This is a genomic window from Streptomyces sp. NPDC002676, assembly GCF_053592455.1.
Map to the genome: position 1 here is coordinate 1 of NZ_JBSFVT010000006.1, position 24,603 is coordinate 24,603.

General features: G+C 69.5%; 23 protein-coding genes, 2 rRNA genes, 1 pseudogene and 1 riboswitch. Of the genes and pseudogenes, 15 read left to right on the forward strand and 11 right to left on the reverse strand.

Annotated elements, in window-relative coordinates; all coding sequences use genetic code 11:
* The 12 genes from ACWD3E_RS18385 to ACWD3E_RS18440 form a co-directional block, all read left to right on the forward strand.
* Window positions 1-363, forward strand: a 23S ribosomal RNA gene (locus ACWD3E_RS18385); the annotation flags it as partial.
* 86 nt (window positions 364-449) lie between these two features.
* A 5S ribosomal RNA gene (gene rrf / locus ACWD3E_RS18390) occupies window positions 450-566 on the forward strand.
* 109 nt (window positions 567-675) lie between these two features.
* Window positions 676-1,284, forward strand: a complete 609-nt coding sequence (locus ACWD3E_RS18395) for a CDP-alcohol phosphatidyltransferase family protein (RefSeq protein WP_451354112.1) — start codon at window positions 676-678, stop codon at window positions 1,282-1,284.
* Window positions 1,285-1,398: 114 nt separating this feature from the next.
* On the forward strand, window positions 1,399-3,894 hold the full coding sequence (locus ACWD3E_RS18400) for a sugar phosphate nucleotidyltransferase (protein ID WP_451388977.1): 2,496 nt from the start codon (window positions 1,399-1,401) through the stop codon (window positions 3,892-3,894).
* A 99-nt stretch (window positions 3,895-3,993) separates the two neighbouring features.
* Complete coding sequence (locus ACWD3E_RS18405) at window positions 3,994-4,902, forward strand: DUF881 domain-containing protein (RefSeq protein ID WP_451388602.1); 909 nt, start codon at window positions 3,994-3,996, stop codon at window positions 4,900-4,902.
* Window positions 4,899-5,231 carry a small basic family protein gene (locus ACWD3E_RS18410; RefSeq protein WP_003988855.1) on the forward strand — a complete coding sequence of 111 codons (333 nt, stop codon included), beginning with the start codon at window positions 4,899-4,901 and terminating at the stop codon, window positions 5,229-5,231. The genes ACWD3E_RS18405 and ACWD3E_RS18410 overlap by 4 nt, the downstream gene beginning before the upstream one ends.
* Window positions 5,232-5,281: 50 nt before the next feature.
* Window positions 5,282-6,142 (forward strand): DUF881 domain-containing protein, encoded by an 861-nt coding sequence (locus ACWD3E_RS18415; RefSeq protein WP_451388978.1) that lies wholly within the window; start codon window positions 5,282-5,284, stop codon window positions 6,140-6,142.
* Window positions 6,143-6,335: 193 nt separating this feature from the next.
* Window positions 6,336-7,163, forward strand: coding sequence for an FHA domain-containing protein (locus tag ACWD3E_RS18420; protein ID WP_451388603.1), 828 nt, complete (start codon window positions 6,336-6,338; stop codon window positions 7,161-7,163).
* 41 nt (window positions 7,164-7,204) lie between these two features.
* Window positions 7,205-7,942: a transcriptional regulator FtsR gene (ftsR, locus tag ACWD3E_RS18425; RefSeq protein WP_451388604.1), complete on the forward strand. Its 738-nt coding sequence runs from the start codon at window positions 7,205-7,207 to the stop codon at window positions 7,940-7,942.
* Between the two features lie 85 nt (window positions 7,943-8,027).
* Window positions 8,028-8,498: a bifunctional nuclease family protein gene (locus tag ACWD3E_RS18430; RefSeq protein WP_451388605.1), complete on the forward strand. Its 471-nt coding sequence runs from the start codon at window positions 8,028-8,030 to the stop codon at window positions 8,496-8,498.
* Window positions 8,499-8,760: 262 nt separating this feature from the next.
* Window positions 8,761-9,450: a MerR family transcriptional regulator gene (locus ACWD3E_RS18435; protein ID WP_451388606.1), complete on the forward strand. Its 690-nt coding sequence runs from the start codon at window positions 8,761-8,763 to the stop codon at window positions 9,448-9,450.
* Window positions 9,451-9,519: 69 nt separating this feature from the next.
* Window positions 9,520-11,031 carry a DNA polymerase IV gene (locus ACWD3E_RS18440; protein ID WP_451388607.1) on the forward strand — a complete coding sequence of 504 codons (1,512 nt, stop codon included), beginning with the start codon at window positions 9,520-9,522 and terminating at the stop codon, window positions 11,029-11,031.
* On the opposite strand, the gene ACWD3E_RS18445 is transcribed toward ACWD3E_RS18440, so the two are convergent.
* Window positions 10,953-11,324, reverse strand: coding sequence for a PRC-barrel domain-containing protein (locus ACWD3E_RS18445; RefSeq protein ID WP_451388608.1), 372 nt, complete (start codon window positions 11,322-11,324; stop codon window positions 10,953-10,955). The two genes, ACWD3E_RS18440 and ACWD3E_RS18445, sit on opposite strands and share 79 nt — an antisense overlap.
* 119 nt (window positions 11,325-11,443) lie before the next feature.
* Window positions 11,444-11,538: riboswitch (glycine riboswitch) on the forward strand.
* Between the two features lie 173 nt (window positions 11,539-11,711).
* Here ACWD3E_RS18445 and gcvP point away from each other — a divergent pair.
* Window positions 11,712-14,597, forward strand: coding sequence for an aminomethyl-transferring glycine dehydrogenase (gene gcvP, locus ACWD3E_RS18450; protein WP_451388609.1), 2,886 nt, complete (start codon window positions 11,712-11,714; stop codon window positions 14,595-14,597).
* Between the two features lie 83 nt (window positions 14,598-14,680).
* On the opposite strand, the gene ACWD3E_RS18455 is transcribed toward gcvP, so the two are convergent.
* The 4 genes from ACWD3E_RS18455 to modA are packed head-to-tail and all read right to left on the reverse strand — an operon-like array spanning window position 14,681 to window position 17,949.
* Window positions 14,681-15,100, reverse strand: a complete 420-nt coding sequence (locus tag ACWD3E_RS18455) for a TOBE domain-containing protein (protein WP_451388610.1) — start codon at window positions 15,098-15,100, stop codon at window positions 14,681-14,683.
* Between the two features lie 28 nt (window positions 15,101-15,128).
* On the reverse strand, window positions 15,129-16,214 hold the full coding sequence (locus ACWD3E_RS18460; protein WP_451388611.1) for an ABC transporter ATP-binding protein: 1,086 nt from the start codon (window positions 16,212-16,214) through the stop codon (window positions 15,129-15,131).
* A gap of 41 nt (window positions 16,215-16,255) precedes the next feature.
* Entirely contained in the window at window positions 16,256-17,116 is an 861-nt protein-coding gene (gene modB / locus ACWD3E_RS18465) for a molybdate ABC transporter permease subunit (RefSeq protein ID WP_451388612.1), read from the reverse strand.
* Window positions 17,113-17,949, reverse strand: a complete 837-nt coding sequence (modA, locus tag ACWD3E_RS18470; RefSeq protein ID WP_451388613.1) for a molybdate ABC transporter substrate-binding protein — start codon at window positions 17,947-17,949, stop codon at window positions 17,113-17,115. The genes modB and modA overlap by 4 nt, the downstream gene beginning before the upstream one ends.
* 205 nt (window positions 17,950-18,154) lie before the next feature.
* Here modA and ACWD3E_RS18475 point away from each other — a divergent pair, with 205 nt between their 5' ends.
* Entirely contained in the window at window positions 18,155-18,643 is a 489-nt protein-coding gene (locus tag ACWD3E_RS18475) for a molybdopterin-dependent oxidoreductase (RefSeq protein ID WP_451388614.1), read from the forward strand.
* On the opposite strand, the pseudogene ACWD3E_RS18480 reads toward ACWD3E_RS18475, so the two are convergent.
* Together ACWD3E_RS18480 and ACWD3E_RS18485 are read right to left on the reverse strand one after the other, a co-directional pair.
* Window positions 18,558-18,755, reverse strand: a pseudogene (locus tag ACWD3E_RS18480) (hypothetical protein); the annotation flags it as partial. The gene ACWD3E_RS18475 and the pseudogene ACWD3E_RS18480 overlap by 86 nt on opposite strands.
* Window positions 18,754-19,149, reverse strand: coding sequence for a TOBE domain-containing protein (locus tag ACWD3E_RS18485; protein ID WP_451388615.1), 396 nt, complete (start codon window positions 19,147-19,149; stop codon window positions 18,754-18,756). The pseudogene ACWD3E_RS18480 and the gene ACWD3E_RS18485, both read right to left, overlap by 2 nt.
* 123 nt (window positions 19,150-19,272) lie before the next feature.
* Between ACWD3E_RS18485 and ACWD3E_RS18490 the strand changes: the two genes are divergently transcribed.
* Complete coding sequence (locus ACWD3E_RS18490) at window positions 19,273-19,869, forward strand: DUF1707 SHOCT-like domain-containing protein (protein ID WP_451388616.1); 597 nt, start codon at window positions 19,273-19,275, stop codon at window positions 19,867-19,869.
* 48 nt (window positions 19,870-19,917) lie between these two features.
* On the opposite strand, the gene ACWD3E_RS18495 is transcribed toward ACWD3E_RS18490, so the two are convergent.
* The 4 genes from ACWD3E_RS18495 to ACWD3E_RS18510 form a co-directional block, all read right to left on the reverse strand.
* Window positions 19,918-21,870 carry an amino acid transporter gene (locus ACWD3E_RS18495; RefSeq protein ID WP_451388617.1) on the reverse strand — a complete coding sequence of 651 codons (1,953 nt, stop codon included), beginning with the start codon at window positions 21,868-21,870 and terminating at the stop codon, window positions 19,918-19,920.
* Window positions 21,871-22,179: 309 nt separating this feature from the next.
* Entirely contained in the window at window positions 22,180-22,710 is a 531-nt protein-coding gene (locus ACWD3E_RS18500) for a universal stress protein (protein ID WP_451388618.1), read from the reverse strand.
* Between the two features lie 339 nt (window positions 22,711-23,049).
* Window positions 23,050-23,256 carry a DUF5999 family protein gene (locus tag ACWD3E_RS18505; RefSeq protein ID WP_451354094.1) on the reverse strand — a complete coding sequence of 69 codons (207 nt, stop codon included), beginning with the start codon at window positions 23,254-23,256 and terminating at the stop codon, window positions 23,050-23,052.
* Window positions 23,257-23,684: 428 nt separating this feature from the next.
* Entirely contained in the window at window positions 23,685-24,278 is a 594-nt protein-coding gene (locus ACWD3E_RS18510) for a hypothetical protein (protein ID WP_451388619.1), read from the reverse strand.
* Between the last annotated feature and the right edge of the window lie 325 nt (window positions 24,279-24,603).

The window sequence follows — 24,603 nt, forward strand, 5'->3', positions numbered from 1 at the left end:
CCCAAGGGTTGGGCTGTTCGCCCATTAAAGCGGTACGCGAGCTGGGTTTAGAACGTCGTGAGACAGTTCGGTCCCTATCCGCTGTGCGCGTAGGAATATTGAGAAGGGCTGTCCCTAGTACGAGAGGACCGGGACGGACGAACCTCTGGTGTGCCAGTTGTTCTGCCAAGGGCATGGCTGGTTGGCTACGTTCGGGAGGGATAACCGCTGAAAGCATCTAAGCGGGAAGCCTGCTTCGAGATGAGTATTCCCACCTCCTTGAGAGGGTAAGGCTCCCAGTAGACGACTGGGTTGATAGGCCAGATATGGAAGCCCGGTAACGGGTGGAGTTGACTGGTACTAATAGGCCGAGGGCTTGTCCTCAGTTGCTCGCGTCCACTGTGTTGGTTCTGAAACCACGAACAGCCCCATGTGCCACACATGGTGCGGCGTTCACAGTTTCATAGTGTTTCGGTGGTCATAGCGTGAGGGAAACGCCCGGTTACATTCCGAACCCGGAAGCTAAGCCTCACAGCGCCGATGGTACTGCAGGGGGGACCCTGTGGGAGAGTAGGACGCCGCCGAACTCCTTTTAAAGCTCCGGCTCTTGGGCACTCAGCCCAGGAGCCGGAGCTTTTTTGCGTTGAGGTAAGGTCAGGGGGCATCGTTGGATCGTTTCGCACAGGAGGCCCCCGGGTGGAGGTCCAGGAGACCCGTGTCCAGACAGACCGGGTCCTCACCATCCCCAACATCCTCAGCATGGCCCGGCTCGCCGGCGTACCCCTGTTCCTGTGGTTGATCCTCAGGCCCGAGTTCGGGGGCCCCAACAGCGATGGCTGGGCTCTTCTCGTGCTGGCGTTGAGCGGGGTCAGTGACTATCTGGACGGCAAGCTCGCCCGGCGCTGGAATCAGATCAGCAGTCTCGGCCGGCTGCTCGATCCGGCGGCGGACCGGCTGTACGTGCTTTCCACCCTGGTTGGTCTCACATGGCGAGAGATCCTGCCGATCTGGTTGACCGCCGCACTGCTCCTGAGGGAGCTGGTTCTGCTGGTGATGGTGGGTATCCTCAGGCGGCACGGATATCCGCCGCCCCAGGTGAACTTCCTGGGGAAAGCCGCTACCTTCAACTTGATGTATGCCTTCCCGCTCCTGCTCCTCAGCGACGGAAGTGGTTGGATCGCGTCACTCGCCGCTGTTTTCGGATGGGCGTTCGCTGGATGGGGTACAACCCTCTACTGGTGGGCAGGAGTGCTCTACGTGGTGCAAGTCCGCCGTTTGGTTCGTGCGGACACCATGGCCGATTGAGCCTGGCGAATGTCCGGACGTAGCGCTTCGATGGCCCTCGCTGGAAAAGTGCGGGACAATCTGGACGGGTGAAGTCGGCTGGACCGTCGTCTCTTGGAGGAGGACGCTTCCGACATGAAGGCCGTCGTGATGGCCGGAGGCGAAGGCACACGCCTGCGCCCCATGACCTCTAGCATGCCCAAGCCGCTCCTGCCCGTGGCGAACCGCCCGATCATGGAGCACGTGCTAAGGCTGCTCAAAAGGCACGGGCTCACCGAGACCGTTGTCACCGTGCAGTTCCTGGCATCGCTCGTCAAGAACTACTTCGGCGATGGCGAGGAGCTCGGAATGGAGCTCACATATGCCAATGAGGAGAAGCCACTCGGTACCGCCGGAAGTGTGAAGAACGCCGAAGAGGCGTTGAAGGACGATGCTTTTCTCGTCATCTCCGGTGATGCCCTGACCGACTTCGACCTCACCGACCTGATCAATTTCCACAAGGAGAAGGGCGCGCTGGTCACGGTCTGTCTGACCCGCGTACCCAATCCGCTGGAGTTCGGCATCACGATCGTCGACGAAGAAGGCAAGGTCGAGCGTTTTCTGGAGAAACCGACCTGGGGGCAGGTCTTCTCCGACACGGTCAACACGGGCATCTACGTCATGGAGCCCGAAGTCTTCAACTACGTCGAAGCGGATGTCCCCGTCGACTGGTCCGGCGATGTCTTCCCGCAGTTGATGAAGGAAGGCAAACCCATCTACGGCTATGTCGCCGAGGGCTACTGGGAGGACGTAGGTACCCACGAGAGCTACGTGAAGGCCCAGGCGGACGTCCTCGAAGGCAAGGTCAACGTCGATATCGAGGGATTCGAGATATCCCCTGGCGTCTGGGTTGCCGAGGGCGCCGAGGTGCATCCGGACGCGGTGCTGCGGGGACCGCTCTACATCGGCGACTACGCGAAGGTCGAGGCCGGGGCGGAAATCCGGGAACACACCGTCGTCGGGTCCAACGTCGTCGTCAAGACCGGTGCGTTCCTGCACAAGGCCGTCGTGCACGACAACGTGTATGTCGGGCAGCACAGCAATCTGCGCGGCTGCGTGGTCGGGAAGAACACCGACATCATGCGCGCCGCCCGGATCGAGGACGGCGCCGTCATCGGTGACGAGTGCCTGATCGGTGAAGAATCGATCGTTCAGGGCAATGTCCGGGTCTATCCGTTCAAGACCATCGAGGCCGGTGCCTTCGTCAACACCTCGGTCATCTGGGAATCCAGAGGGCAGGCGCATCTCTTCGGAGCCCGTGGCGTGAGTGGGATCCTGAACGTGGAGATCACGCCCGAGCTGGCCGTGCGGCTGGCCGGGGCCTACGCGACGACCCTGAAGAAGGGCTCCACCGTCACCACCGCCCGTGACCACTCCCGAGGCGCCCGTGCGCTCAAGCGGGCGGTCATCTCCGCGCTCCAGGCCAGCGCCATCGACGTACGGGACCTGGAGAACGTGCCACTGCCCGTGGCGCGGCAGCAGACGGCGCGGGGCAGTGCCGGCGGCATCATGATCCGGACCTCCCCGGGTGTCCCGGACTCGGTCGACATCATGTTCTTCGACGGGCAGGGAGCGGACCTGTCGCAGGGCAGCCAGCGGAAGCTGGACCGGGTGTTCGCGCGCCAGGAGTACCGGCGGGCGTTCCCCGGTGAGATCGGCGACCTGTACTTCCCGGCGAGCGTCTTCGACTCGTACACCGGATCGCTGCTGCGGAACGTCGACACGACGGGCATCGCCGAATCCGGCCTGAAGGTCGTCGTGGACGCCTCCAACGGCAGCGCCGGACTGGTCCTGCCCAGCCTGCTCGGCAAGCTCGGGGTGGACTCGCTGACCATCAACCCCGGTCTGGACGAGGCCAGGCCCACGGAGACGGCCGAGATGCGCCGCAAGGGGCTGGTACGGCTCGGTGAGATCGTGGCGTCCTCCGGGGCCGCGTTCGGTGTCCGGTTCGACCCCGTGGGCGAGCGGCTGTCGCTCGTGGACGAGAAGGGCCGGATCATCGAGGACGACCGGGCGCTGCTCGTGATGCTGGACTTGGTGGCCGCCGAGCGGCGCAGCGGGCGCGTGGCGCTGCCGGTGACCACGACCCGGATCGCCGAGCAGGTGGCCGCCTATCACGGCACCCAGGTCGAGTGGACCACCACCTCACCGGACGACCTGACGCGGGTGGGGCGTGAGGAAGGGACCATCTTCGGCGGCGACGGCATGGGCGGGTTCATCGTCCCCGAGTTCAGCAGCGTCTACGACGGCACGGCGGCCTTCGTACGGCTGATAGGGCTGGTCACGCGGACGCAGCTCACGCTGAGCCAGATCGATGCCCGGATTCCGCGGGCGCACGTCCTCAAGCGGGATCTGGCGACGCCGTGGGCCGTCAAGGGGCTGGTGATGCGGCGGGTGGTCGAGGCCGCCGGAGATCGCTTTGTCGACACGACCGACGGGGTGCGGGTCGTGGAGACCGACGGGCGCTGGGCGCTGGTGCTGCCCGACCCGGCCGAGGCGGTCACGCACCTGTGGGCGGAGGGGCCCGACGACGCCTCCGCGCAGGCCTTGCTGGACGAGTGGTCGTCCGTCGTGGACAGCGCCGGACGGTAAAACCCACTGCACGCGTGCGTGCCGGACATGTGACCCCCGAGGGGGCCTGTCCGGCACGCCGGTGGGGCCATTCGGAGGTACTGCCCGCGACATGCGACGATGTGCGGCATGCCGCAGCAACCCCCCGTTCGGAGCAGCCCCGGCCGGCCGCGTCCGGACGCCTCCATGTCGTTGATCACCAACGTCATGGATCACAGCCTCGACGACGGGTATGCCCAGGCAGCCGCCCGGAGGCAGTCCCAGGGCGAAGGCGGCATGCCGAAGACGCTCAGGGCGAAGCTGGGCCTTGCGGCCGGCCTGGTCCTCACGGCACTGGTCGTCACGGTGGGTGCGGCCCAGGCGCATGTGGCGGCGCCTGTGGTGGCCAAGGAGCGCCAGGAGCTGATCGACCGCATCGACCGCCAGACCTCGGGCGCGGACAAGCTCGAATCCACCGTGGACAAGCTGCGTGACGATGTCGCCGCGCGGCAGCGGGCGGCCCTGAAGCGCAGCGGCGGGAACGCGAGCCTGGTGGACGTGCTGTCGGGTGCCGCGGCGGTGCACGGCCCCGGCGTGAAGCTGGTCGTGAACGACGCCAAGGAAGCCAGCACGGGCGGCGACGGTACCAACCCGCGCGAGACCTCCGGGTTCTCCGACAACGGGCGGGTGCGCGACCGTGACATGCAGCGCGTGGTCAACGGGCTGTGGTCCTCCGGCGCCGAGGCCGTCTCCATCAACGGACAGCGGCTGACGTCCCTGTCCGCGATCAGGGCGGCGGGTGACGCGATACTGGTCGACAACAAGCCGCTGGTGCCGCCGTACACGGTCCTGGCGGTGGGGGACGGGGAGAGGCTGAGCACCACGTTCCAGAACAGCGCCGACGGCCTGTATCTGCATGCCCTTGAGGAGAACTTCGGCATCCGCGCCACCATCTCCACGCAGGGCGACGTCGAGCTGCCCGCCGCACCGAGTCTGATCGTACGTACAGCACAGCCGACCACCGAGAAATCTGAGAAGGGCACATCGTGATCGCCGTACTGGGCCTCGTCGTGGGAGTCGTGGCCGGCCTGTTGGTCCGCCCGGAGGTTCCGGCGGTCGTCGAGCCGTATCTGCCCATCGCCGTCGTCGCGGCGCTGGACGCGGTCTTCGGTGGCCTGCGGGCCATGCTCGACGGCATCTTCGACGACAAGGTCTTCGTGGTGTCGTTCCTGTCGAACGTGGTCGTGGCGGCGCTGATCGTGTTCCTCGGTGACAAGTTGGGCGTGGGCGCGCAACTGTCCACGGGTGTCGTGGTGGTCCTGGGTATCCGGATCTTCTCCAACGCCGCCGCGATCCGGCGGCACGTGTTCCGGGCGTGAGAACGATGAGCGACGAGAACGAGCGGCCCGAGAGCGACGAGCGGCCCGAGATGAACGAGCGGCCCGAGATGAACGAGCGGCCCGAGCAGAGCGAGCGCCCCGAGAACAGGCTGCGCAAGGAGCTGCCCGACGAGGTGCCCGCGCCCGTCCCGGGAGCCGGGGAGCCGTCGCAGGACACGCGGCAGGAGACGCTGACCGGCCGGCAGCGGCTGGTCAAGGGTTTGTGGCCGCCGCGTGTGACGCGGGCCCAACTCATCGTCGCCCTGCTGCTGTTCGGCCTCGGTTTCGGCCTGGCCGTGCAGGTGGCGTCGAACAGCGACAGCGGCAGCGCGCTGCGCGGCGCCCGGCAGGAAGATCTTGTGCGCATTCTCGATGAACTGGATTCGCGTACTCAGCGTCTTCAGGACGAGAAGCAGGGACTCGACAAGCAGCGGTCGGAGCTGCAGACCAGCTCCGACCAGGCAGCGGAGGCTCGCAAGCAGACCGCCGAGAAGGAGAGACAACTCGGCATTCTGGCGGGCACCGTGGCGGCGCAGGGTTCCGGCATCACGATGACGATCGAGGACACGAAGGGGACGGTTCAGGCGGACATGCTGCTCGACGCGATCCAGGAACTGCGCGCGGCCGGCGCGGAGGCGATCCAGGTGAACGGCGTGCGGGTGGCCGCGAACACCTACTTCGCGGACTCGGGCAAGAGTGTGAGCGTCGACGGGAACAGGATCAGCGCCCCCTATCGTTTCAAGGTCATCGGCAAGCCGCAGGACCTGGAGCCGGCGCTGAACATCCCTGGAGGCGTGGTGCAGACTCTGGAGAAGGAGCAGGCCACGGTGACCGTCGAGCAGTCGAGCAAGATCGTCGTGGACGCCTTGCGACAGGCGAAGCGGCCTGACTACGCTCGGTCGTCCTCCTAGTGAACCGACGGTGCATGGGGGCGATCCTGCAGGGGCATGAGGTTGCGGGGGGTCGGCGCACCGAAGGAGTGGTGCGTGGTGGAAACTGTTTGGCGGATACGGACGTTGTGAAGGTGTCCGGTTCGGCCGGTGTAGGCAATCAGGGTTCGTCCTGCCCCACGGGCGGGTCTGTTTCGGTCAAGGGGAATCGCCCGTGAAGTTGTTTGCGAAGTTGTTCGGCAAGAGTGCGCGAGAGGGCAACGCCAACGCGACCGCTCGCCATCGCGCCCAGCCAGACGTGGAGGGCCAGCGCCCGCTGTTCCGGGACCAGGTCGCTGGTCCGGGTGGTGACATTTCGGGAGGTCAGGGCGCGGCGTCTGTTGACCCTGCCCAGTCCGGCGGCATAGGTTTCGGGCAACCGTCAACCTCAAGTGCGGGTGGAGGGTTTGCCCCCAACCCGTACGCGTCCAACGCCCCGGCGGGGCAGCCGCAGGAGGATCCGTCCATGTCGGTCCTGGTGTGTACGAGGTGCGGTAACCGCAACGCGGAGAACGCCCGGTTCTGTTCCAACTGCGGTGCGCCGCTGCGCCCCGGAGTGGCGCCGGAGCGTGCCTCCGAGACGACGTCCACGATCTCCATCTCCGGCATCGAGGCCTACGACGCGGAGGTGACCGGCCAGACGCCGCTGCCGATGCTGTCGCCCGAGGCGCAGGCCGCGGTCGACGCGCTGCCGCTGGGCTCGGCGCTGCTGGTGGTGCGCCGGGGGCCGAACTCGGGCAGCCGCTTCCTGCTGGACGCCGACCTGACCACGGCCGGCCGTCACCCGCAGAGCGACATCTTCCTGGACGACGTCACGGTCTCCCGTCGGCACGTGGAGTTCCGTCGCTCTCCGGACGGCTCGTTCACGGTGGCCGACGTGGGCAGCCTGAACGGCACCTACGTCAACCGGGAGCGGATCGACCAGGTCGCTCTGTCGAACGGTGACGAGGTGCAGATCGGCAAGTACCGGCTGGTGTTCTACGCGAGCCGGCAGAGCATCTGACCTCCTCCGGACCCTGTCCGGGGGGACCCCAGGGAAGGTCCATGCTTCAAACACCGAGCGGCGGTACCGGGAGCGGTACCGCCGCCACGGACAGTGGGCTGATGAGCATCGGCGCGGTGCTGCACGCGCTGCGCGACGAGTTCCCCGAAGTCACCATCTCCAAGATCCGCTTCCTGGAGTCGGAGGGGCTCATCGAGCCGCAGCGGACCCCGTCCGGGTACCGCAAGTTCAGCGCCGGGGACGTCGAGCGCCTCGGCCACGTTCTGAGGATGCAGCGGGACCACTATCTGCCGCTCAAGGTCATCCGTGAGTACCTGGAGGCCATGGAGCGCGGCGAGGACGTCTCGCTGCCTCTGGTGGGACGCCAGCGCACCAAGGACGATCCGGGGGAGCCGGCCGAGGGGCCCACCGTTGCCCGGGTCGGGCGGGCCCAGCTGCTGGCGGCGGCGGAGATCGAGGAGGGCGACCTCGAGGAGTGGGAGGCGTACGGGCTCATCGCTCCGCTCGCCGACGGGGCGTACGACGCCGAGGCCGTCACCGTGGCGTCCCTCGTGGCGGAACTGGGCCGTTTCGGGATCGGGCCGCGCCATCTGCGGGTGATGAAGGCCGCCGCCGACCGGGAGGCGGGGCTCGTCGATCAGGTGGTGGCCCCGCTGAAGCGCCACCGGAACCCGCAGACCAGGGCCCATGCCGAGGCCCGCGCGAAGGAGCTGGCGGCGCTCACCGTCAGGCTGCACACGGCCCTCGTGCAGACCGCTCTCGGGCTGCGGCTGCCCTGAGCGGCGGGGCGTCCCGGCCTCCCGATCGGGCACCTGTTCCCGGCCCGACTACCCAAACGTCCCGGGCACGGCCTAGGGTTGCTGTGTGAACGAGCTCGATGTCGTAGGTGTCCGGGTCGAAATGCCCTCTAACCAACCGATCGTGCTCCTGCGCGAAGTGGGGGGCGACCGCTACCTCCCCATCTGGATCGGGCCGGGGGAGGCGACGGCGATCGCCTTCGCTCAGCAGGGCATGGCCCCCGCGCGACCGCTGACCCACGACCTGTTCAAGGACGTGCTGGAGGCCGTCGGCCAGGAGCTGACCGAAGTACGGATCACCGATCTGCGCGAAGGCGTCTTCTACGCGGAGCTGGTCTTCGCCAGCGGAGTCGAGGTGAGCGCCCGTCCCTCCGATGCCATAGCACTGGCCCTGCGCACCGGAACGCCGATCTACGGCAGTGACACGGTGCTGGACGACGCGGGCATCGCGATTCCGGACGAGCAGGAGGACGAGGTGGAGAAGTTCCGCGAGTTCCTCGACCAGATCTCGCCCGAGGACTTCGGCACCACCCAGTGAGACCCGCGGCCGGCCCGCCGGACCAGCGAGTTCGCGGGCCGGTCGAAGAAGGCTGCCGCGGCCGGAGTCGTGGCAATTGCCACCGGCCATTGAGAGCGTCCTACGGATACCCGCGCAGGCATTCGGCTAGCCTTTCCCCGCGGTGGGACACGGGAAACCACTCCTAGGGTGATTATCACTCGGCGTGCCGAGTGTGGCGATCGTTGACGCACCCCTGGTGACTGCCTACCGTCGAGAAGGCAGGTCAAGGACGGAGGTCGGCGTGAGAACCAGCGGCGACGGTACGGCTGGGGGTGCCCCCGGACGCGGTTTCGGGGAGAGCGGTCCGTACCCTCCCCCAAGCTCTCAGCTGCGTTCGAGCAGGGGGTACCCCCAGCCCGACAGCGCGGTCGATCACGCTCCGCAGCGGCCGACAGCGGTGCTGAGCGGCGGAGGGGTGGCGTCCATGTCTTCCGAGTCCGAGCAGATCGGCTACCGCGGGCCCACGGCCTGCGCGGCGGCCGGCATCACGTATCGGCAGCTCGACTACTGGGCCCGCACCGGCCTGGTCGAGCCGAGCGTGCGGCCCGCCCACGGGTCGGGTACGCAGCGTCTGTACAGCTTCCGGGACGTCGTCGTTCTGAAGATCGTCAAGCGGTTCCTGGACACCGGGGTGTCGCTGCAGAACATCCGTACGGCCGTCCAGCACCTCCGGGAGCGCGGTTTCCGGGACCTTGAGCGCATGACCCTGATGAGCGACGGTGCCACGGTGTACGAGTGCACCTCGCCGGACGAGGTCCACGCCCTGCTCCAGGGCGGTCAGGGCATCTTCGGCATCGCCGTGGGCGTGGTGTGGCGGGATGTGGAGAGCGCGCTCTCCCAGCTGCACGGGGAGCGCATCGACACCGGCGAGACCCTCGTCGGCCACAACCCCGCGGACGAGCTGGCGCGGCGCCGCAACCGGGCGGTCTGAGCCCCGGGGTCCGCGGCGGAGCCCTCCGGCGCCATGGCGTTGTCAGTGCCGTGGTGCAGCATCGGAGTTGTGAGAAACGCGCCCACGATCCTGCATCTCGACATGGATGCCTTCTTCGCCTCGGTGGAGCAGGCCTCCAAGCCGAGCCTGCGCGGGAAAGCCGTGATCGTGGGCGGGCTCGGGCCGCGCGGGGTGGTGGCCACCGCGTCGTACGAGGCCCGGGTCTTCGGGGTGCACTCGGCGATGCCCATGGCCCAGGCCCGCCGGCTGGCGCCGAACGCGGCGTATCTCGTGCCGCGCTTCGGCCTCTACCGGTCGGTCAGCGACCAGGTGATGGCCCTGCTGCGGGAGCTCTCGCCGCTGGTGGAGCCGCTGAGCCTGGACGAGGCGTTCGTGGACCTGGAGGCCGGGGGAGCGGCCTGGGACGAGGAGTCGGCGCGGCTGGCCGGAGCGAAGCTGCGCGCGGACATCCGGGCGGTCACGGGGCTGACCGGCTCGGTGGGACTCGCCGCCTCCAAGATGCTCGCGAAGATCGCCTCCGAGCAGGCCAAGCCCGACGGGCTCGTGCTCATCGAGCCGGGGTCGGAACGCGCGCTCCTCGGGCCGATGTCGGTGCGGACCCTGCCAGGGGTCGGGCCGGCCACCGGGGACCATCTGCGGCGCGCCGGGATCACCACGGTCGAGGAACTGGCCGAGGCGGGCGAGGACGAACTCGTACGGCTGCTGGGCAAGGCCCACGGGCACGCGTTGTACGCCATGGCGCTGGCGCGCGACGACCGGCCCGTCGTCGCCGAGCGGGAGACCAAGTCGGTGTCGGTGGAGGACACCTATGACGTGGACATCCACGACCGGCTGCGGGTCGGCCTGGAAGTGCGGCGGCTCGCCGACCGGTGTGTGGGGCGGCTGCGCGGGGCCGGGCTGTCGGGGCGGACCATCGTGCTGAAGGTGCGGCGGTACGACTTCTCGACGCTGACCCGCTCCGAGACGCTCAGGGGGCCCACGGACGACCCTGCCGTGATCCGGGAGGCGGCGGCGCGGCTGCTGGAGTCCGTGGACACCACGGGCGGTGTACGGCTGCTGGGGGTCGGTGTGTCCGGGCTCGCCGACTACACCCAGGAGGACCTGTTCGCCCAGGCCGCGGGCGAGCTGGCCGCCGAGGCTCCGGAACAGGCCGCGCCCGAGGCCGCCGAGGAGGAGCCGGAGCCCGCCGAGCGGCACTGGAGCGCCGGGCACGACATACGGCACGCCGCCTACGGCCACGGCTGGGTGCAGGGCAGCGGCCTGGGGCGGGTCACCGTACGTTTCGAGACGCCGTACTCGGAGCCGGGCCGCGTGCGGACCTTCCGGGTCGACGACCTCGATCTGGAACCGGCGGACCCGCTGCCGCTGGTGCCGGAAATTGGGGACGCGGAGAGACAGGAGAGACAGGAGAGACAGGAGAGACAGACGGACAAGCACATGGAGAAGCACTCGGAGAAGCAGACGGAGCGGCACACGCAACCTCAGGCCTCCTCCGAGCCGGCCAGCTTTCCGAAGTCGTGGTCGGGAAGCGCCGGAGGCGCCCCTACATCCAGACCGTAGTGGTGGTAGAGCTGGAGTTCCTGTTCGGGGGAGAGGTGGCGGCCCACGCCGAAGTCGGGGGCGTCCTTGATCAGGCTCCGTTCGAACGGCACCTGAAGCGTGCCCTCGACCAGCTCGCTCGGCTCCAGCGGGACGAACGCATCCCTGGAGAACAGGCCTGTTCGTATGGCAGCCCACTCGGGCACGCCCGTCGCGTCGTCGAGATACACCTCGTCGACGGTGCCGATTTTGGTCCCATTTCGGTCGAACGCCTTGCGGCCGATCAGGTTGCGCGGATCGATATCGGTCTGCACGGTCCCTCTCCCTCCACTTGGTCGCAACTCATCCGTAAGCACTACAAAAGAGCACATTCAACGAGGCGGCCACTCGAAGGCCCGGGCGTTGACCTCGCTGGTACGCTGACAGCGGCTGCTGACCCCGCGCGGGAGAGTCCTCCGACCACGTCGGAGGCGCCGAAGGAGCAAATCCTCCCCGGAATCTCTCAGGCTCACGTACCGCACGGACGAGGTCACTCTGGAAAGCAGGGCGGATGCCCACGGTATCCGCCCTCACCGACGGTGAAAGCCGGCGTCCTCGGGCGCCCGGTGAAGCTCTCAGGTTGAGATGACAGAGGGGGAGGCCGTCCGGGCACCCGTGTCGTGGTGCCCTCGAAGGTCGCGTCAGACCAGGAGGCCTCCGCAATGACCGCCCACCACGTTCCGCTGTCCGAGCTCGAAGCGGGTATCCCCTTCGAGCAGCGTCACATCGGGCCCGACCAGGAGGCGCGGGCCAAGATGCTCGCGCAGGTCGGCTACGGTTCCCTCGACGAGCTGACCGCCGCCGCGGTGCCGGATGTGATCAAGAACGCCGAAGCCCTGGATCTGCCGGAGGCCCGGACCGAGGCCGAGGTGCTCGCCGAGCTGCGTGAGCTCGCCGACCGCAACCAGGTTCTCGGCTCCATGATCGGCCTGGGCTACTACGGCACCTTCACGCCCCCCGTCATCCTGCGCAACGTCATGGAGAACCCGGCCTGGTACACGGCGTACACGCCGTACCAGCCGGAGATCTCCCAGGGCCGCCTGGAGGCCCTGCTGAACTTCCAGACGGTGGTCGCCGAACTCACCGGCCTGCCGACCTCCGGCGCCTCCCTCCTGGACGAGGGCACCGCCGCCGCCGAGGCGCTGGCGCTCTCCCGGCGCATGGGCAAGAACAAGAAGGGCCTGTTCCTGGTCGACGCGGACGCGCTGCCGCAGACGATCGCCGTCATCGAGACGCGCGCCGAGCCGACCGGCATCGAGGTCGTCGTCGCCGACCTGAGCGAGGGCATCCCGGCCGACATCGCCGACCGCGAGATCAACGGCGTCCTCATCCAGTACCCGGGCGCCTCCGGTGCCGTACGGGACATCAAGCCGGTCATCGACCAGGCGCACGAGCTGGGCGCTCTCGTCACCGTCGCCGCCGACCTGCTCGCGCTGACCCTGCTGACCTCGCCCGGCGAGCTGGGCGCGGACATCGCGGTCGGCACCACCCAGCGCTTCGGTGTCCCGATGGGCTTCGGCGGTCCGCACGCGGGCTACATGGCCGTGCAGGAGAAGTTCGCGCGCAGCCTGCCCGGCCGCCTCGTGGGTGTCTCCGTCGACGCCGACGGCAACAAGGCCTACCGCCTGGCCCTGCAGACCCGTGAGCAGCACATCCGCCGAGAGAAGGCCACGAGCAACATCTGCACCGCGCAGGTGCTGCTCGCCGTGATGGCCGGCATGTACGCCGTCTACCACGGCCCGGAGGGCCTGAAGACCATCGCGCGCCGCACCCACCGCTACGCCACCGTCCTGGCCGCGGGCCTGACGGCCGGCGGTGTCGAGCTCGTGCACGGCGCCTACTTCGACACCCTCACCGCGCGCGTGCCCGGCAAGGCCGCCGAGGTCGTCGCCGCCGCCGAGCGGAACGGTGTCAACCTGCGCCTGGTCGACGCCGACCACGTCTCCATGGCCTGCGACGAGACCACCACGCGCGCCCAGCTGGGTGCCGTCTGGGCCGCCTTCGGTATCGACGGCGACGTCGAGGCGCTGGACGCGGCGGCCGTGGACACGCTGCCCGGGGCGCTGCTGCGCACCGACGACTACCTGACCCACCCGGTCTTCCAGCAGCACCGCTCCGAGACCGCGATGCTGCGCTACCTGCGCAAGCTGTCCGACCGCGACTACGCGCTCGACCGCGGCATGATCCCGCTGGGCTCCTGCACCATGAAGCTCAACGCGACCACGGAGATGGAGCCGGTCACCTGGCCCGAGTTCGGCCAGCTGCACCCCTTCGCGCCGGCCGAGCAGGCCGCGGGCTACCTCACGCTCATCCGTGAGCTGGAGGAACGTCTCGCCGAGGTCACCGGCTACGACAAGGTCTCCCTCCAGCCGAACGCCGGTTCGCAGGGCGAGCTGGCCGGTCTGCTCGCGGTGCGCGGCTACCACCGCGCGAACGGCGACGAGCAGCGCACCATCTGCCTGATTCCGTCCTCCGCGCACGGCACCAACGCCGCCAGCGCCGTGATGGCGGGCATGAAGGTCGTCGTCGTCAAGACCGCCGAGGACGGCGAGGTCGACGTCGAGGACCTGCGCGCCAAGATCGAGCAGTACCGCGACGAGCTGGCCGTGCTCATGATCACCTACCCGTCCACGCACGGCGTGTTCGAGGAGCACGTCGCCGACATCTGCGCCCAGGTCCACGAGGCGGGCGGCCAGGTGTACGTCGACGGCGCGAACCTCAACGCCCTGGTCGGCCTCGCCAAGCCGGGCCACTTCGGCGGTGACGTCTCGCACCTGAACCTGCACAAGACCTTCTGCATCCCGCACGGCGGCGGCGGCCCCGGCGTCGGCCCGGTCGCGGTCCGCTCGCACCTGGCGCCGTACCTGCCCAACCACCCGCTCCAGCCGGCCGCCGGTCCGGAGACGGGCGTCGGGCCGATCTCGGCGGCGCCGTGGGGCTCCGCGGGCATCCTGCCCATCTCCTGGGCGTACGTCCGCCTGATGGGCGGCGAGGGTCTGAAGCGGGCCACGCAGGTGGCCGTGCTCTCCGCCAACTACGTCGCCAAGCGCCTGGAGCCGCACTACCCGGTGCTCTACACCGGCCCCGGCGGCCTGGTCGCGCACGAGTGCATCATCGACCTGCGCCCGCTGACCAAGGCGACGGGCGTCACCGTGGACGACGTGGCCAAGCGCCTCATCGACTACGGCTTCCACGCGCCGACGATGTCCTTCCCGGTGGCCGGCACGCTGATGATCGAGCCGACCGAGTCCGAGGACATCACCGAGCTCGACCGTTTCTGCGACGCGATGATCGCCATCCGCGCGGAGATCGAGAAGGTCGGCGCCGGCGAGTGGCCCGCGGAGGACAACCCGCTCCACGGCGCCCCGCACACCGCCGCCGCGCTCGGCGGGGAGTGGAAGCACGCCTACAGCCGCGACGAGGCCGTCTTCCCGGCCGGTGTCTCGGCCGCCGACAAGTACTGGCCGCCGGTGCGCCGCATCGACCAGGCCTTCGGTGACCGCAACCTGGTCTGCTCCTGCCCGCCGCTGGACGCGTACGAGGACTGAGCGAGTCCCGGTGAGTGAGAGCCCCGCCCGTGCATTCGGGCGGGGCTCTCCCGTTTCTCGTGCCGTCGCCGACGACCGCACTCTCACGCCGCCGCCAGCGCCACCTCGGTCGACTTGATCAGGGCGATCACGTCGGAGCCCACGAAGAGCCCGAGCTCGGTGGCCGCGTCCTTGGTGATCACGGCCGTGAGTTCGCCCCCGGCCACGGAGATCTTCACCGAGGTCATGGCCGCGCCGTGCGTGAGACGGGTGATCGCGCCGGGAAGCTGGTTGCGGATCGACAGGCCCTCGGGCCGGCTCGTGGCGAGCGAGATCTCCGTCGACTTCACCAGCGCGCGGACGGGGGAGCCCGGGGCGAGGCCGAGCTGCTCGGCGGCCTCCAGGGTGATGGCCGCCATGAGGTCCTGCCCGCCGTCCAGGCGGATCCTGACCGTGGCCATGACCTCGCCGGCCTGGACCCCGGTGACGGTCCCGGGGAGCTGGTTGCGGATGCTCAGTGTCATGGGCACCCACCGTAGGGCGCATGTCCGGTCAGGCCGGGTATGCGTGGGTCTGCGTCGCCTTCACCGTCGCCCAGACAGCTGCGCCCGGGTGCAGGTCCAGCTCGGCCGCGGCGACCGTGGTGAGGTCGGCGGCGAGTGGGAGTTCACCGGTGAGGTCGGCGCGGATCTGGTCGCCGTGGATCTCCAGGCCCGCGACCTCGCAACGCCACAGGTTGCGGGCGCTGGCACCGGTGGGCCGGTCCCGGAACAGGGTGACCGCGGAGGGCGGAAACGCGACGAAGGCGGGCCCGGACAGCTCCTCGGTGGTCGTGATCGAGGGCCCGGCGTCCAGCCGTACCGTGTGCCCCTCGGCCTGCCCCCGGTACAGGTTGAGGCCGACGAGCCGGGCGATGTAGTCGGTGCGCGGACGGCGGGCGATGCCGGACGGGCTGCCCTCCTGCACGACTTGGCCGTGCTCTATGACCACCAGCCGGTCGGCGAGCACCATGGCGTCCAGCGGGTCGTGCGTCACCAGGACGGCGACCGCCTCGAACTCGGCCAGGTGGCGGCGGAGCTGGGCCCGGACCTCCAGGCGGGTACGGGCGTCCAGGGCCGCGAGCGGCTCGTCCAGGAGCAGCAGCCGGGGCCGGGTGGCCAGGGCGCGGGCGAGGGCGACGCGCTGGGCCTGGCCGCCGGAGAGCCTCCGGGGCCTGGCGTGCGCGTGCTCGGCCAGGCCCATGCGGTCCAGCCACGCGGCGGCCTGGGCGCGGGCCTCGGCCTTGGCGACCCCCTGGCAGCGCGGACCGAAGGCGATGTTGTCCAGGGCGGACAGATGCGGGAAGAGCAGGTAGTCCTGGAAGACCACGCCGACCGGGCGGGACTCCGGCGGGGTGCGCTCCAGCGATGTGCCGTCGAGTCGCAGATGGCCGTCGGTCAGCGGGGCCAGACCGGCAAGGGCGCGCAGGGCGGTGGTCTTGCCGGCACCGTTCGGGCCGAGCAGCGCGACCACGTCCCCGGGGGCGGCCGTCAGCGTCACATCCAGCCGGAACGAGCCGCGCTCGACGACGAGCCGGGCGTGGAGCCCCTCTTCGCCCACCGACTGGCGATCGGCTTCGGGGGCGTCGATGTCGGTCATGGGTCCGTACGTTCGCACACGCCCAGGGGTGGCTGCCATCGTCACGCCCCCGTCATCCAGCGGTCCCTGAGCCCCGCCAGCACCGCGATCGACACGGCCAGCAGGACCAGGCTGAGGGAGATCGCCGCCTCGGGGTCGTTCTGCAGGGCGAGGTAGACCGCGAGTGGCATGGTCTGGGTGCGGCCGGGGAAGTTGCCCGCGAACGTGATCGTCGCGCCGAACTCGCCGAGCGCACGAGCCCAGGCCAGTACGGCGCCCGCCGCCACGCCGGGCGCGATCAGCGGCAGGGTGACGCGGCGGAACGCGGTGAAGCGGGAGGCGCCGAGCGTCGTGGCCGCCTCCTCGTAGCGAGGGTCGGCGGCGCGCAGGGTGCCCTCGACGCTGATGACCAGGAACGGCATCGCGACGAACGCCTCCGCGACGACGACCCCGGTGGTGGTGAACGGCAGCGTGATCCCGAACCAGGAGTCGAGCCACTTGCCGACGACCCCGTTGCGGCCGAGGGCCAGCAGCAGGGCCACACCGCCGACCACCGGCGGCAGCACGAGCGGCAGGGTCACCAGGGCGCGCACGAGTCCCCGGCCGGGGAAATCGGTGCGGGCCAGCAGCCAGGCCAGCGGCACGCCCAGGACAAGGCTCACGGCGGTCGCGGCCGTGGCGCTGACCAGGGACAGCTGGAGCGCCTGCCACACCTCGGTGCTGGTCAGCTGGTCCGGCAGGCTGCGCCACGGGGCGCGGATCAGCAGCGCGACGAGCGGCAGGAGCAGGAACGCCAGGGCCAGCACGCCGGGCAGCAGCAGCGGGAGTGGTACGCCGCGCCGGCCCCCCGTGCCGACGCGGCGGCGCCGCGGCCGACCCGTGCGGGGGTCGGCTGCGGCGCCCGTCTTGTGGAGCGAGGTCACGGCTTGAGGAATCCGGCCGCGCTCAGCACCTTCTGGCCCGCCGGGGACTGCACGAGTGCGATGAACGCCTTGGCGGCCTCAGCGTTCTGTCCGTTCTTCAGCTGGGCGATCGGGTAGGCGTTGATGGCGTTGGCCGACTCGGGGAACTCCACGCCCTGGACCTTGTCACCCGCCGCCTTCACATCGGTCTTGTAGACGACGGCGGCGTCGGCCTCCTTCAGCTCCACCTTCGTCAGGGCGCTCTTGACGTCCTGCTCGTAGGAGGCCGGGGTCAGCTTGAGCTTGCTCGCGTCCAGGGCCTTCTGCGCGGCGGCGCCGCACGGCACGGTCTTGTCGCACAGGACGACCTTGAGGCCGGACTTGGTGAGGTCCTTCAGCGAGGCCACCTTGTGCGGGTTGCCCGGCACGGTGGCGATCTCCAGCTGGTTGCGGACGAACGTGGTCGGGGTGCCGACCGCGTCGCTCTTGTCCGTCACGATCTTCATGGTCTTGGGGCTCGCGGCGGCGAAGACGTCCGCCGGGGCACCGCCGGTGATGTTCGCGGCCAGGGTGTCGCTGCCGCCGAAGTTGAAGCTGACCTTGGTGCCCGGGTGCTGCTTCTCGAACTCCTGGCCGAGGGTCGTGAAGCTCTCCTTGAGGGAGGCCGCCGCGAACACGGTGACCGTGCCGGACAGCTTCGGGGCAGCCGAGTCGTCCGACTTCGCGGACGAGCTGGGCGCATCGGACTTGTCGGCCTTGTCGGACGAGGAGCAGGCGCTCAGTGCCATCAGGGCGGCGGCTCCCGCACCGGCCAGCTGCAGCATTCGCCGAGTGCGGCGCGCGGAACGGGTCATCACGGATCTACTCCTCAAAGTTCTGTGGAACAACGGTCGCGCCCTGTCATGGCCGGGATCCGGCCATGCGGCGATGATACTGCCGCATTTGCCAGGCGGAAGTCTCTTGTCACTTCGCATGAGCTGCGGAACTGTGACTTGTAGCTTGCATGTGCGTTTGTGCGGCGTGCCGCCGGGGGTACGGTGCTGCGGGAGGTGGTCCCAGATGACACTCGCGGAACTCGCCCTCACCGGTGATCTGGCCCGGCCGGCCCGGCTGACCGTGCCGGACCTGCTCCACTGGCCGCAGCACGGCGTGGACGTCAGCTTCGAGTGCGCGACCAGCGGCATGCAGCACCACCGGTTCGCCGGCCCGCGCCTGTACGACGTGCTCGCCGACGCAGGACCCGGGTTCGACCCGGCCCGGCGCAAGGACCGGCTGCGCTTCCTCATTGCCGTCACCGGCATCGACGGCCATCACGCGGTGCTGTCCTGGGCCGAGATCGATCCGGACTTCGCGCACGCGCCGGTCCTGCTCGCGGTGACCATGGACGGCGCCGCGCTGGACGCGGCCGGACCCCAGCTGGTGCTGCCTCAGGACCGGTGCGGGGCCCGCCACATCAGCGGCATCACGGCGATCCGGGTGGACGGGCGCTACCGCTTCGGCGGTGCAGCGCCGGCCACACCCGGGCGCGCGTCAGCGGCAGCTCCGTGAACCGCACGCCCGCCGCGTCCCGCAGGGCGTCGGGTCAGGGCCGGGGCGACGGGGTTGAAGGGGTCTCGCTCATCGACTTGGCGCCCCTCGGGCCGATCGCGTGGGTCGGCTCAGGCGCGGTCGATGTGCACGTTCGTGGACTTCACGCGCGCGGTGGCCTCCATGCCGACCTCCAGGCCCAGTTCCTCCACGGCCTCCCGGGTCAGCAGGGAGACCAGCCGGTGCGGGCCCGCCTGGATCTCCACCTGGGCGGCCACGTCGCCCAGCTTGATGGCGGTGACGATGCCGGGGAAGGCGTTGCGGACGGAGGTGTGGGAGGCGTCCTCCTCGCCGCCGCCCGCCTTGGCCAGCTCGACCGAGAAGGCGGCCAGGGCCTTGCCGTCGATGAGCCGTCGCCCGGCCTCGTCGCGATGCGTGGCCACCCGGCCCGCGTCGGCCCAGCGTCGGGCGGTGTCCGGGCTCACGCCGAGCAGCCGCGCCGCCTGGCCGATCGTGTAGGACTGCATGCCGGTCACGATAGGACCAAGAACCGGGAACCGTGGACATGGGGTTGGCCGTTGGGTATAACGCGATATAGCTTTAGTGTGCGTTGGTGCTCCTGCTGAGGGCGTCTGGATCGGGGTGAGGGTATGTCGGTGGAACTGCTGGGTGCGGGCGAGCCGTCCGGGCTGCGGGCCTCGCACGCGGACCGGGACCGGGTGGTGGATGTGCTGTCGGGTGCCGCGGGGGACGGCCGGATCACCGCCGAGGAACTGGACGAGCGTGTCGCCGCCGCGCTCTGCGCGCGCACGCTCGGGGAGCTGGCCGTGCTGACGGCGGACCTCCCCGACGGCTCCGCCGTCGCGCCGGTGCGGGACGTCGCGCGTATCGAGCAGAAGGCCAGCTCCACGGTGCGTGCCGACGGCTGGGTCGTGCCCCGGCGCCTGGAGATCGACTCGTCCTGGGGCGATGTGACGCTCGACTTCTCCCGGGCGGTGATCACACACGACACTCTGACCGTCGAGCTGTCCCTGCACGCCGGCGCCCTGCGGCTGCTCACGCGTCCGGGTGTGGTCGTGGACACCGACTCGCTGGTGATCGACTACGGCCAGGTCAAGACCCGTAGCGCCAAAGACGCCCGGACGCCGGTCGTACTGCGCGTGGAGATACGCGGCCGGATGAGCTACGGCCAGGTGGTGGTGCGTCCGGCGCGGCGGCGGTTCGGGAGGAAGGGCGAAACGGCCTGAGGGGAGCGATCCAGGATCGCCCCCCTCAGTCTCACCGTGCGGCCGGACTCAGCCCGTGTGCACCCTCGGCCGGCGTACCCGGTTCGGTTCGGCCTCGCGGAGCACCTCGCGGGTGACCGGGGCGACCTCGCCCTGTCCGAAGAGGAAGAAGCGCAGGAAGTTGGCGAACGGGTTGCCCTCGGTCCACTCGAAGTAGATGTGCGGCGTGCAGCCCGTCATGTCCCGGGCGTGCAGGAGGAAGGCCGCCAGGGCGTTGGAGATGGAGGAGTGCTCCAGCGTCAGCACCCGGTAGCGGTCGTGCAGGACATCGCCGCGCACGGTCAGGCTCGCCTCGAACTCGGAGGGGTCGGTGACCGTGACCTCGACGAAGACGAAGTCCTCCTGCTCGGGCATGTCGTTGTCGGCGCGGATCTGCTCGATCTTGTCCCGGTACTCGGCCTTGTCCCGGCTGCCCGGCTCGTTGGCGATGAACCGCATCTTGCGGCTGGCCATGTCTCGGATGAATCGTTCCGCCATCGGGTCGAGCGTCACGCTGGTCACGCGGAGCTCGAAGGCGCGGGCCAGCCGGGACAGGAACGAGACCAGGATGATGCCCGCGATGAAGCAGGCACCGATCTTCACACCGTCCGGACGCTCGATGACATTGGCGACAGTGACGTAGAGCAGGACGGCCGAGACGACCGCGAAGCCGATGGTCCAGTTGCGCTGCCCGGCCCTGCGGGCGGCGATGGTCACCGCGATCGCCGCGGAGGACATGAGGACCAGCACGCCGGTGGCGTAGGCGCCGCCCTGCGCGTCGACGTTGGCGTCGAAGAGCCAGGTGACCAGGAAGGCGACCAGGGTGAAGACGATCACCATCGGGCGGACGGCGCGGGCCCAGTGCGGGGCCATGCCGTAGCGGGGCAGGTAGCGCGGCATCAGGTTGAGCAGGCCGGCCATGGCGGAGGCGCCGGCGAACCACAGGATGGCGATGGTCGAGAGGTCGTAGACCGTGCCGAAGGCGCCGCCGAGGTACTCGTGCGAGAGGTACGCCAGCGCGCGGCCGTTGGCCTTGCCGCCGTCCTTGAACTCGTCCGCCGGGATGAGCACCGTCGTGATGAAACTCGTGGCGATCAGGAAGACGCTCATGATCAGTGCGGCGGCCGTCAGCAGCTTCTTGGTGTCCCGGATGCGACCCTTCGGGTTCTCCTCGGTGTCGTCCGGGTCGCCCTCGACGTGCGGCATGACGGCGACACCGGTCTCGAAGCCGGACAGACCGAGCGCGAGCTTCGGGAAGACCAGCAGCGACACGCCGATCATGGCGAAGATGTTGCCGTGCTCGGCGGTCAGGGCGCTGGTCCAGTCGGTGACCACGTGCCCGGCGGTCATGACGTGCCACAGGCCGACGATCACGACGACGGTGTTCAGCACGAGGTAGATGCCGACCAGGGCGACCGCGACGCCGATCGCCTCCAGGAAGCCCTTGAGGAACACCGCGCCGAGCAGCGCCACCAGAGCCAGCGTGATCACCATCTGCTGGCCGTGCAGGACGTCCGTCAGGTGCGGGTTCTCCACGAGATGGGTGGAGGCGTCGGCGGCCGACAGGGTGATGGTGATGAGGAAGTCGGTGGCCGCGAAGCCCAGCAGGGTCAGGACGAACAGCTTGCCCTTCCAGAACGACAGCAGCCGCTCCAGCATCGCGATGGAGCCCTCACCGTGCGGGCTCTCCTCGGCCACCCGGCGGTAGACCGGCAGGGCGCCGGCCAGGGTGACTATGACGAGGACGATCGTCGCGATGGGGGAGAGGAGGCCGGCGGCCAGGGCCGCGATGCCGGGCTGGTAGCCCAGGGTCGAGAAGTAGTCGACACCGGTCAGGCACATCACGCGCCACCAGCGCTGGCCCTTGTGCGCGGCCTCCGGTGCGGCCTCGGGGGCGGCGTGGCCATGCTTGCCCATATCGGACAGCCCCTCCAGCATCCAGGCGCGCAGGCGACTGGGAGGGGGGTGTTCGGTGGTGGCCATCGGCGTGCTCCTGGTGTGCGGCTCAGCGGTTTCCGGCCATCACGCGGACGGCCGCACCAGCGTAAGCAGAGAGTGACGTCCGGGCCCACGGATCCCGGGTCCGAGGGCGTCAATCTTGCGTTAAGAATGACCCGCCCACCGCCGGTCGCGCATCAAGACGCGGAGGCGGGGGCGTTGGCCGTGAGTGTTGGGCTGTATGAGGGAGGTGCCTCGTCCGACCCCCTCCCGGACCCGTGTCGGCCGCCCCCCGGACACCGAGCGTCATCGCGTACGACACCTCCTTGATGCTCCGGCCGTCGGCCCCTGTTCTCACAGGCCCCGCGTGTCGATCCGCAGATGCCAGGCGTTGCGCCGGTGGACGGCCACCAGCTCGGACTCCAGGGGAGAAGGGGGTACGGCGAGGACCGGGCAGCGGGCGTGGGCCAGACAGTGCCGGGAGACCCGGCCCGAGAAGGCGCGCTGCAGGCCACGCCGTCCGGCGCCCACGACCAGGAGGTCGTTCTCGCGGTCCGCGAGAGACACCAGCGCCCGGCCCGGGGCGCCGCGGACGACGACGGCGTGCATCTTCACGCCGGGTCCCTCCTCGCCGAAGATCTCTTCGAGTACCGAGGCCAGCCGCTGCTGCGCCAGCCGCTCCCACTCCGACGCCAGCAGACCGGCGGCCGGCGACCGGCGTGCGGCGGGATCGCCGCCCGGCGGTTCCCAGGCGAGCGCCGGCCACAGCTCGGCGCGCAAGGTGCGGGCCAGCGCGGTCGCCCGGCGCAGGGCCGTGACACTGCCCAGAGAGCCGCTCACGCCGACCACCACACGACGGGCCGACGAGGGGTCGTTACCGGACATGACTCCACCGTTTCTCGCGGATGCCCGTGGGTGGGCCCCGCAGACGAAGGCCTCTCTCCCATCCCACTCCTGAGCGGGCGATCCGACCAGCGGAGGGCGGATTTCCTGGCAGGTCCCTGACGACCTGGCGGCCGGATCGCCTGCGGACCTGCGCTCGATGCATCTGCTGGACAACCCGCTGGGCGAGCTCCTGCCGCAGGCGGTCCTCGGGCTGCCGATGAGGATCATCTATCTCGAAGGGCTGACGTGCCGCTACGGACAGTAGCCGCGCCCGGACACACGTCGGGGCCGGTACGCACTCGGGTGTGTGCGGCCGGCCCCTAAGTCACTGTGCTGCGCTCAGGCGGCGGTCATCACGTGCTCCGCGCCGAGCGGGCGGTGCGGAGCGATGACGCGGCCGTCGGGCAGCAGTTCACCGGTGTCCTCGAAGAGCAGGACGCCGTTGCACAGCAGGCTCCACCCCTGTTCCGGGTGATGCGCCACGAGGCGGGCGGACTCCCGGTCGGCGGACTCTGCTGTGGGGCACGGCGGCTGGTGCTGGCACATGGATGGGATCTTTCGCTCTGTCGTGGTCATGTCCGTCCCCCGTTGTGATAAGTCGGTCGGAACCCAGTGTTGCCCTCTCGGCGTCAATCCGCAGGGATTTCGCAGCACCGCTACTCAAAGGTTCATGACGCGTCACCCGCGCGGACGGTTCATTCCAACTCCACTGTCCTTTTGGGTGGTTCTGGGTGGCCGGATGGGACTAGTCCGGTCGTAGAGATCACCGGGGAGATCCGGGAAAGATCCTTTTCAGCTCGTAGGAGCGAGGAATTGCTCGTACGAGCATTATCGCTCGCGCCAGGCCCCGGGGAAACGGATGACAACGGGTGACAGCGGATTACAACGGATTACAACGGATGACGGCGGATGACTCAGGAAAAACAGGCGTACCCCGCTTCCCTTCCGGGATGCGGGGTACGCGTGGCCGTGCTTCAGGCGGGCGAGCCGAGCAGCGGGACCGTCGGGACGGGGGTCGCCCGATGGGTCAGCACCGGGAGCAACTCGGCGACCCGGTGCGGGCGGTGCGCGGAGATGCCGGGCGGTGCCGGGGCCAGCGGGACGAGCAGGTCGGTGGCGGCCGGATGTCCGTCGGCGCCGTCGGCGGCACAGTCGCCGTGCAGCCACAGGGTGAGCATGTACAGCCCCGGTACGGACAGCAGGCGTGCCTGGTACGGATGTTGCAACGCCTCGGCCTGTTGCAGGGCGCGTTGGGTGGCGGCGACGTACGGCCCTTCGAAGAAGTGCGAGAAGGCCCATCCGTCTGGAGTCAGCATGGTCTCGGCCGCGGCCACCGCGCGCTCCCCGCAGTGGATCAGGAAGCGCCAGCCGGCCAGTCGGGTCGCGGACAGGCCCTGCGCGGTGATTCTGTCCAACACGTGTACGGGAAGCGGGAGTTCGGGTGTCGCTGGACCCTGGGCGGCGCGCAGGGAGGGGGTTTTGGCCTCACGCACCGCGGTGGGGGAACCGAGGGCGGTGAGAACCGAGCGCAGGGCGGGCGCGGGGGCAGGGGGAATGTGCAGCGGCATGTGGGTCGCCTCTCATTCGACAGGCGCGGCGGCGCGAGGAGGGTGGGGCGGACGGCGCTGTCTGCTCACGGGTGTGGCGAGAATGGTGGTGCCCGGTTCGATGAACGAGGGTGCGGTGCTGGGCCTCCCGGCCGTCGCAACGACGGCAGGATCACGGGCGGAACCAGACCGGGGCGTCCACCTTACGCCTTGTCCACCGAGTTTATACGACGCGTGTTCATGTGGAGTTTCGCCTAACCGATTCCGGCAGGCCGGGCAAGGCGCTATCGGGTCGCCATTCGGTCGCCGTTTTGCGGGAATCATCCCGATTTCCGGCCCGGGTCCG

Excerpts from the sequence above, each read along its gene's own strand:
- ACWD3E_RS18400 (WP_451388977.1), top strand. The coding sequence starts at position 1,399 with ATGAAGGCCGTCGTGATGGCCGGAGGCGAAGGCACACGCCTGCGCCCC.
- ACWD3E_RS18405 (WP_451388602.1), top strand. The coding sequence starts at position 3,994 with ATGTGCGGCATGCCGCAGCAACCCCCCGTTCGGAGCAGCCCCGGCCGG.
- ACWD3E_RS18415 (WP_451388978.1), top strand. The coding sequence starts at position 5,282 with ATGAACGAGCGGCCCGAGATGAACGAGCGGCCCGAGCAGAGCGAGCGC.
- ftsR (WP_451388604.1), top strand. The coding sequence starts at position 7,205 with ATGCTTCAAACACCGAGCGGCGGTACCGGGAGCGGTACCGCCGCCACG.
- gcvP (WP_451388609.1), top strand. The coding sequence starts at position 11,712 with ATGACCGCCCACCACGTTCCGCTGTCCGAGCTCGAAGCGGGTATCCCC.
- ACWD3E_RS18455 (WP_451388610.1), bottom strand. The coding sequence starts at position 15,100 with ATGACACTGAGCATCCGCAACCAGCTCCCCGGGACCGTCACCGGGGTC.
- ACWD3E_RS18460 (WP_451388611.1), bottom strand. The coding sequence starts at position 16,214 with ATGACCGACATCGACGCCCCCGAAGCCGATCGCCAGTCGGTGGGCGAA.
- modA (WP_451388613.1), bottom strand. The coding sequence starts at position 17,949 with ATGACCCGTTCCGCGCGCCGCACTCGGCGAATGCTGCAGCTGGCCGGT.
- ACWD3E_RS18475 (WP_451388614.1), top strand. The coding sequence starts at position 18,155 with ATGACACTCGCGGAACTCGCCCTCACCGGTGATCTGGCCCGGCCGGCC.
- ACWD3E_RS18485 (WP_451388615.1), bottom strand. The coding sequence starts at position 19,149 with ATGCAGTCCTACACGATCGGCCAGGCGGCGCGGCTGCTCGGCGTGAGC.
- ACWD3E_RS18490 (WP_451388616.1), top strand. The coding sequence starts at position 19,273 with ATGTCGGTGGAACTGCTGGGTGCGGGCGAGCCGTCCGGGCTGCGGGCC.
- ACWD3E_RS18495 (WP_451388617.1), bottom strand. The coding sequence starts at position 21,870 with ATGGCCACCACCGAACACCCCCCTCCCAGTCGCCTGCGCGCCTGGATG.
- ACWD3E_RS18500 (WP_451388618.1), bottom strand. The coding sequence starts at position 22,710 with ATGTCCGGTAACGACCCCTCGTCGGCCCGTCGTGTGGTGGTCGGCGTG.
- ACWD3E_RS18505 (WP_451354094.1), bottom strand. The coding sequence starts at position 23,256 with ATGTGCCAGCACCAGCCGCCGTGCCCCACAGCAGAGTCCGCCGACCGG.
- ACWD3E_RS18510 (WP_451388619.1), bottom strand. The coding sequence starts at position 24,278 with ATGCCGCTGCACATTCCCCCTGCCCCCGCGCCCGCCCTGCGCTCGGTT.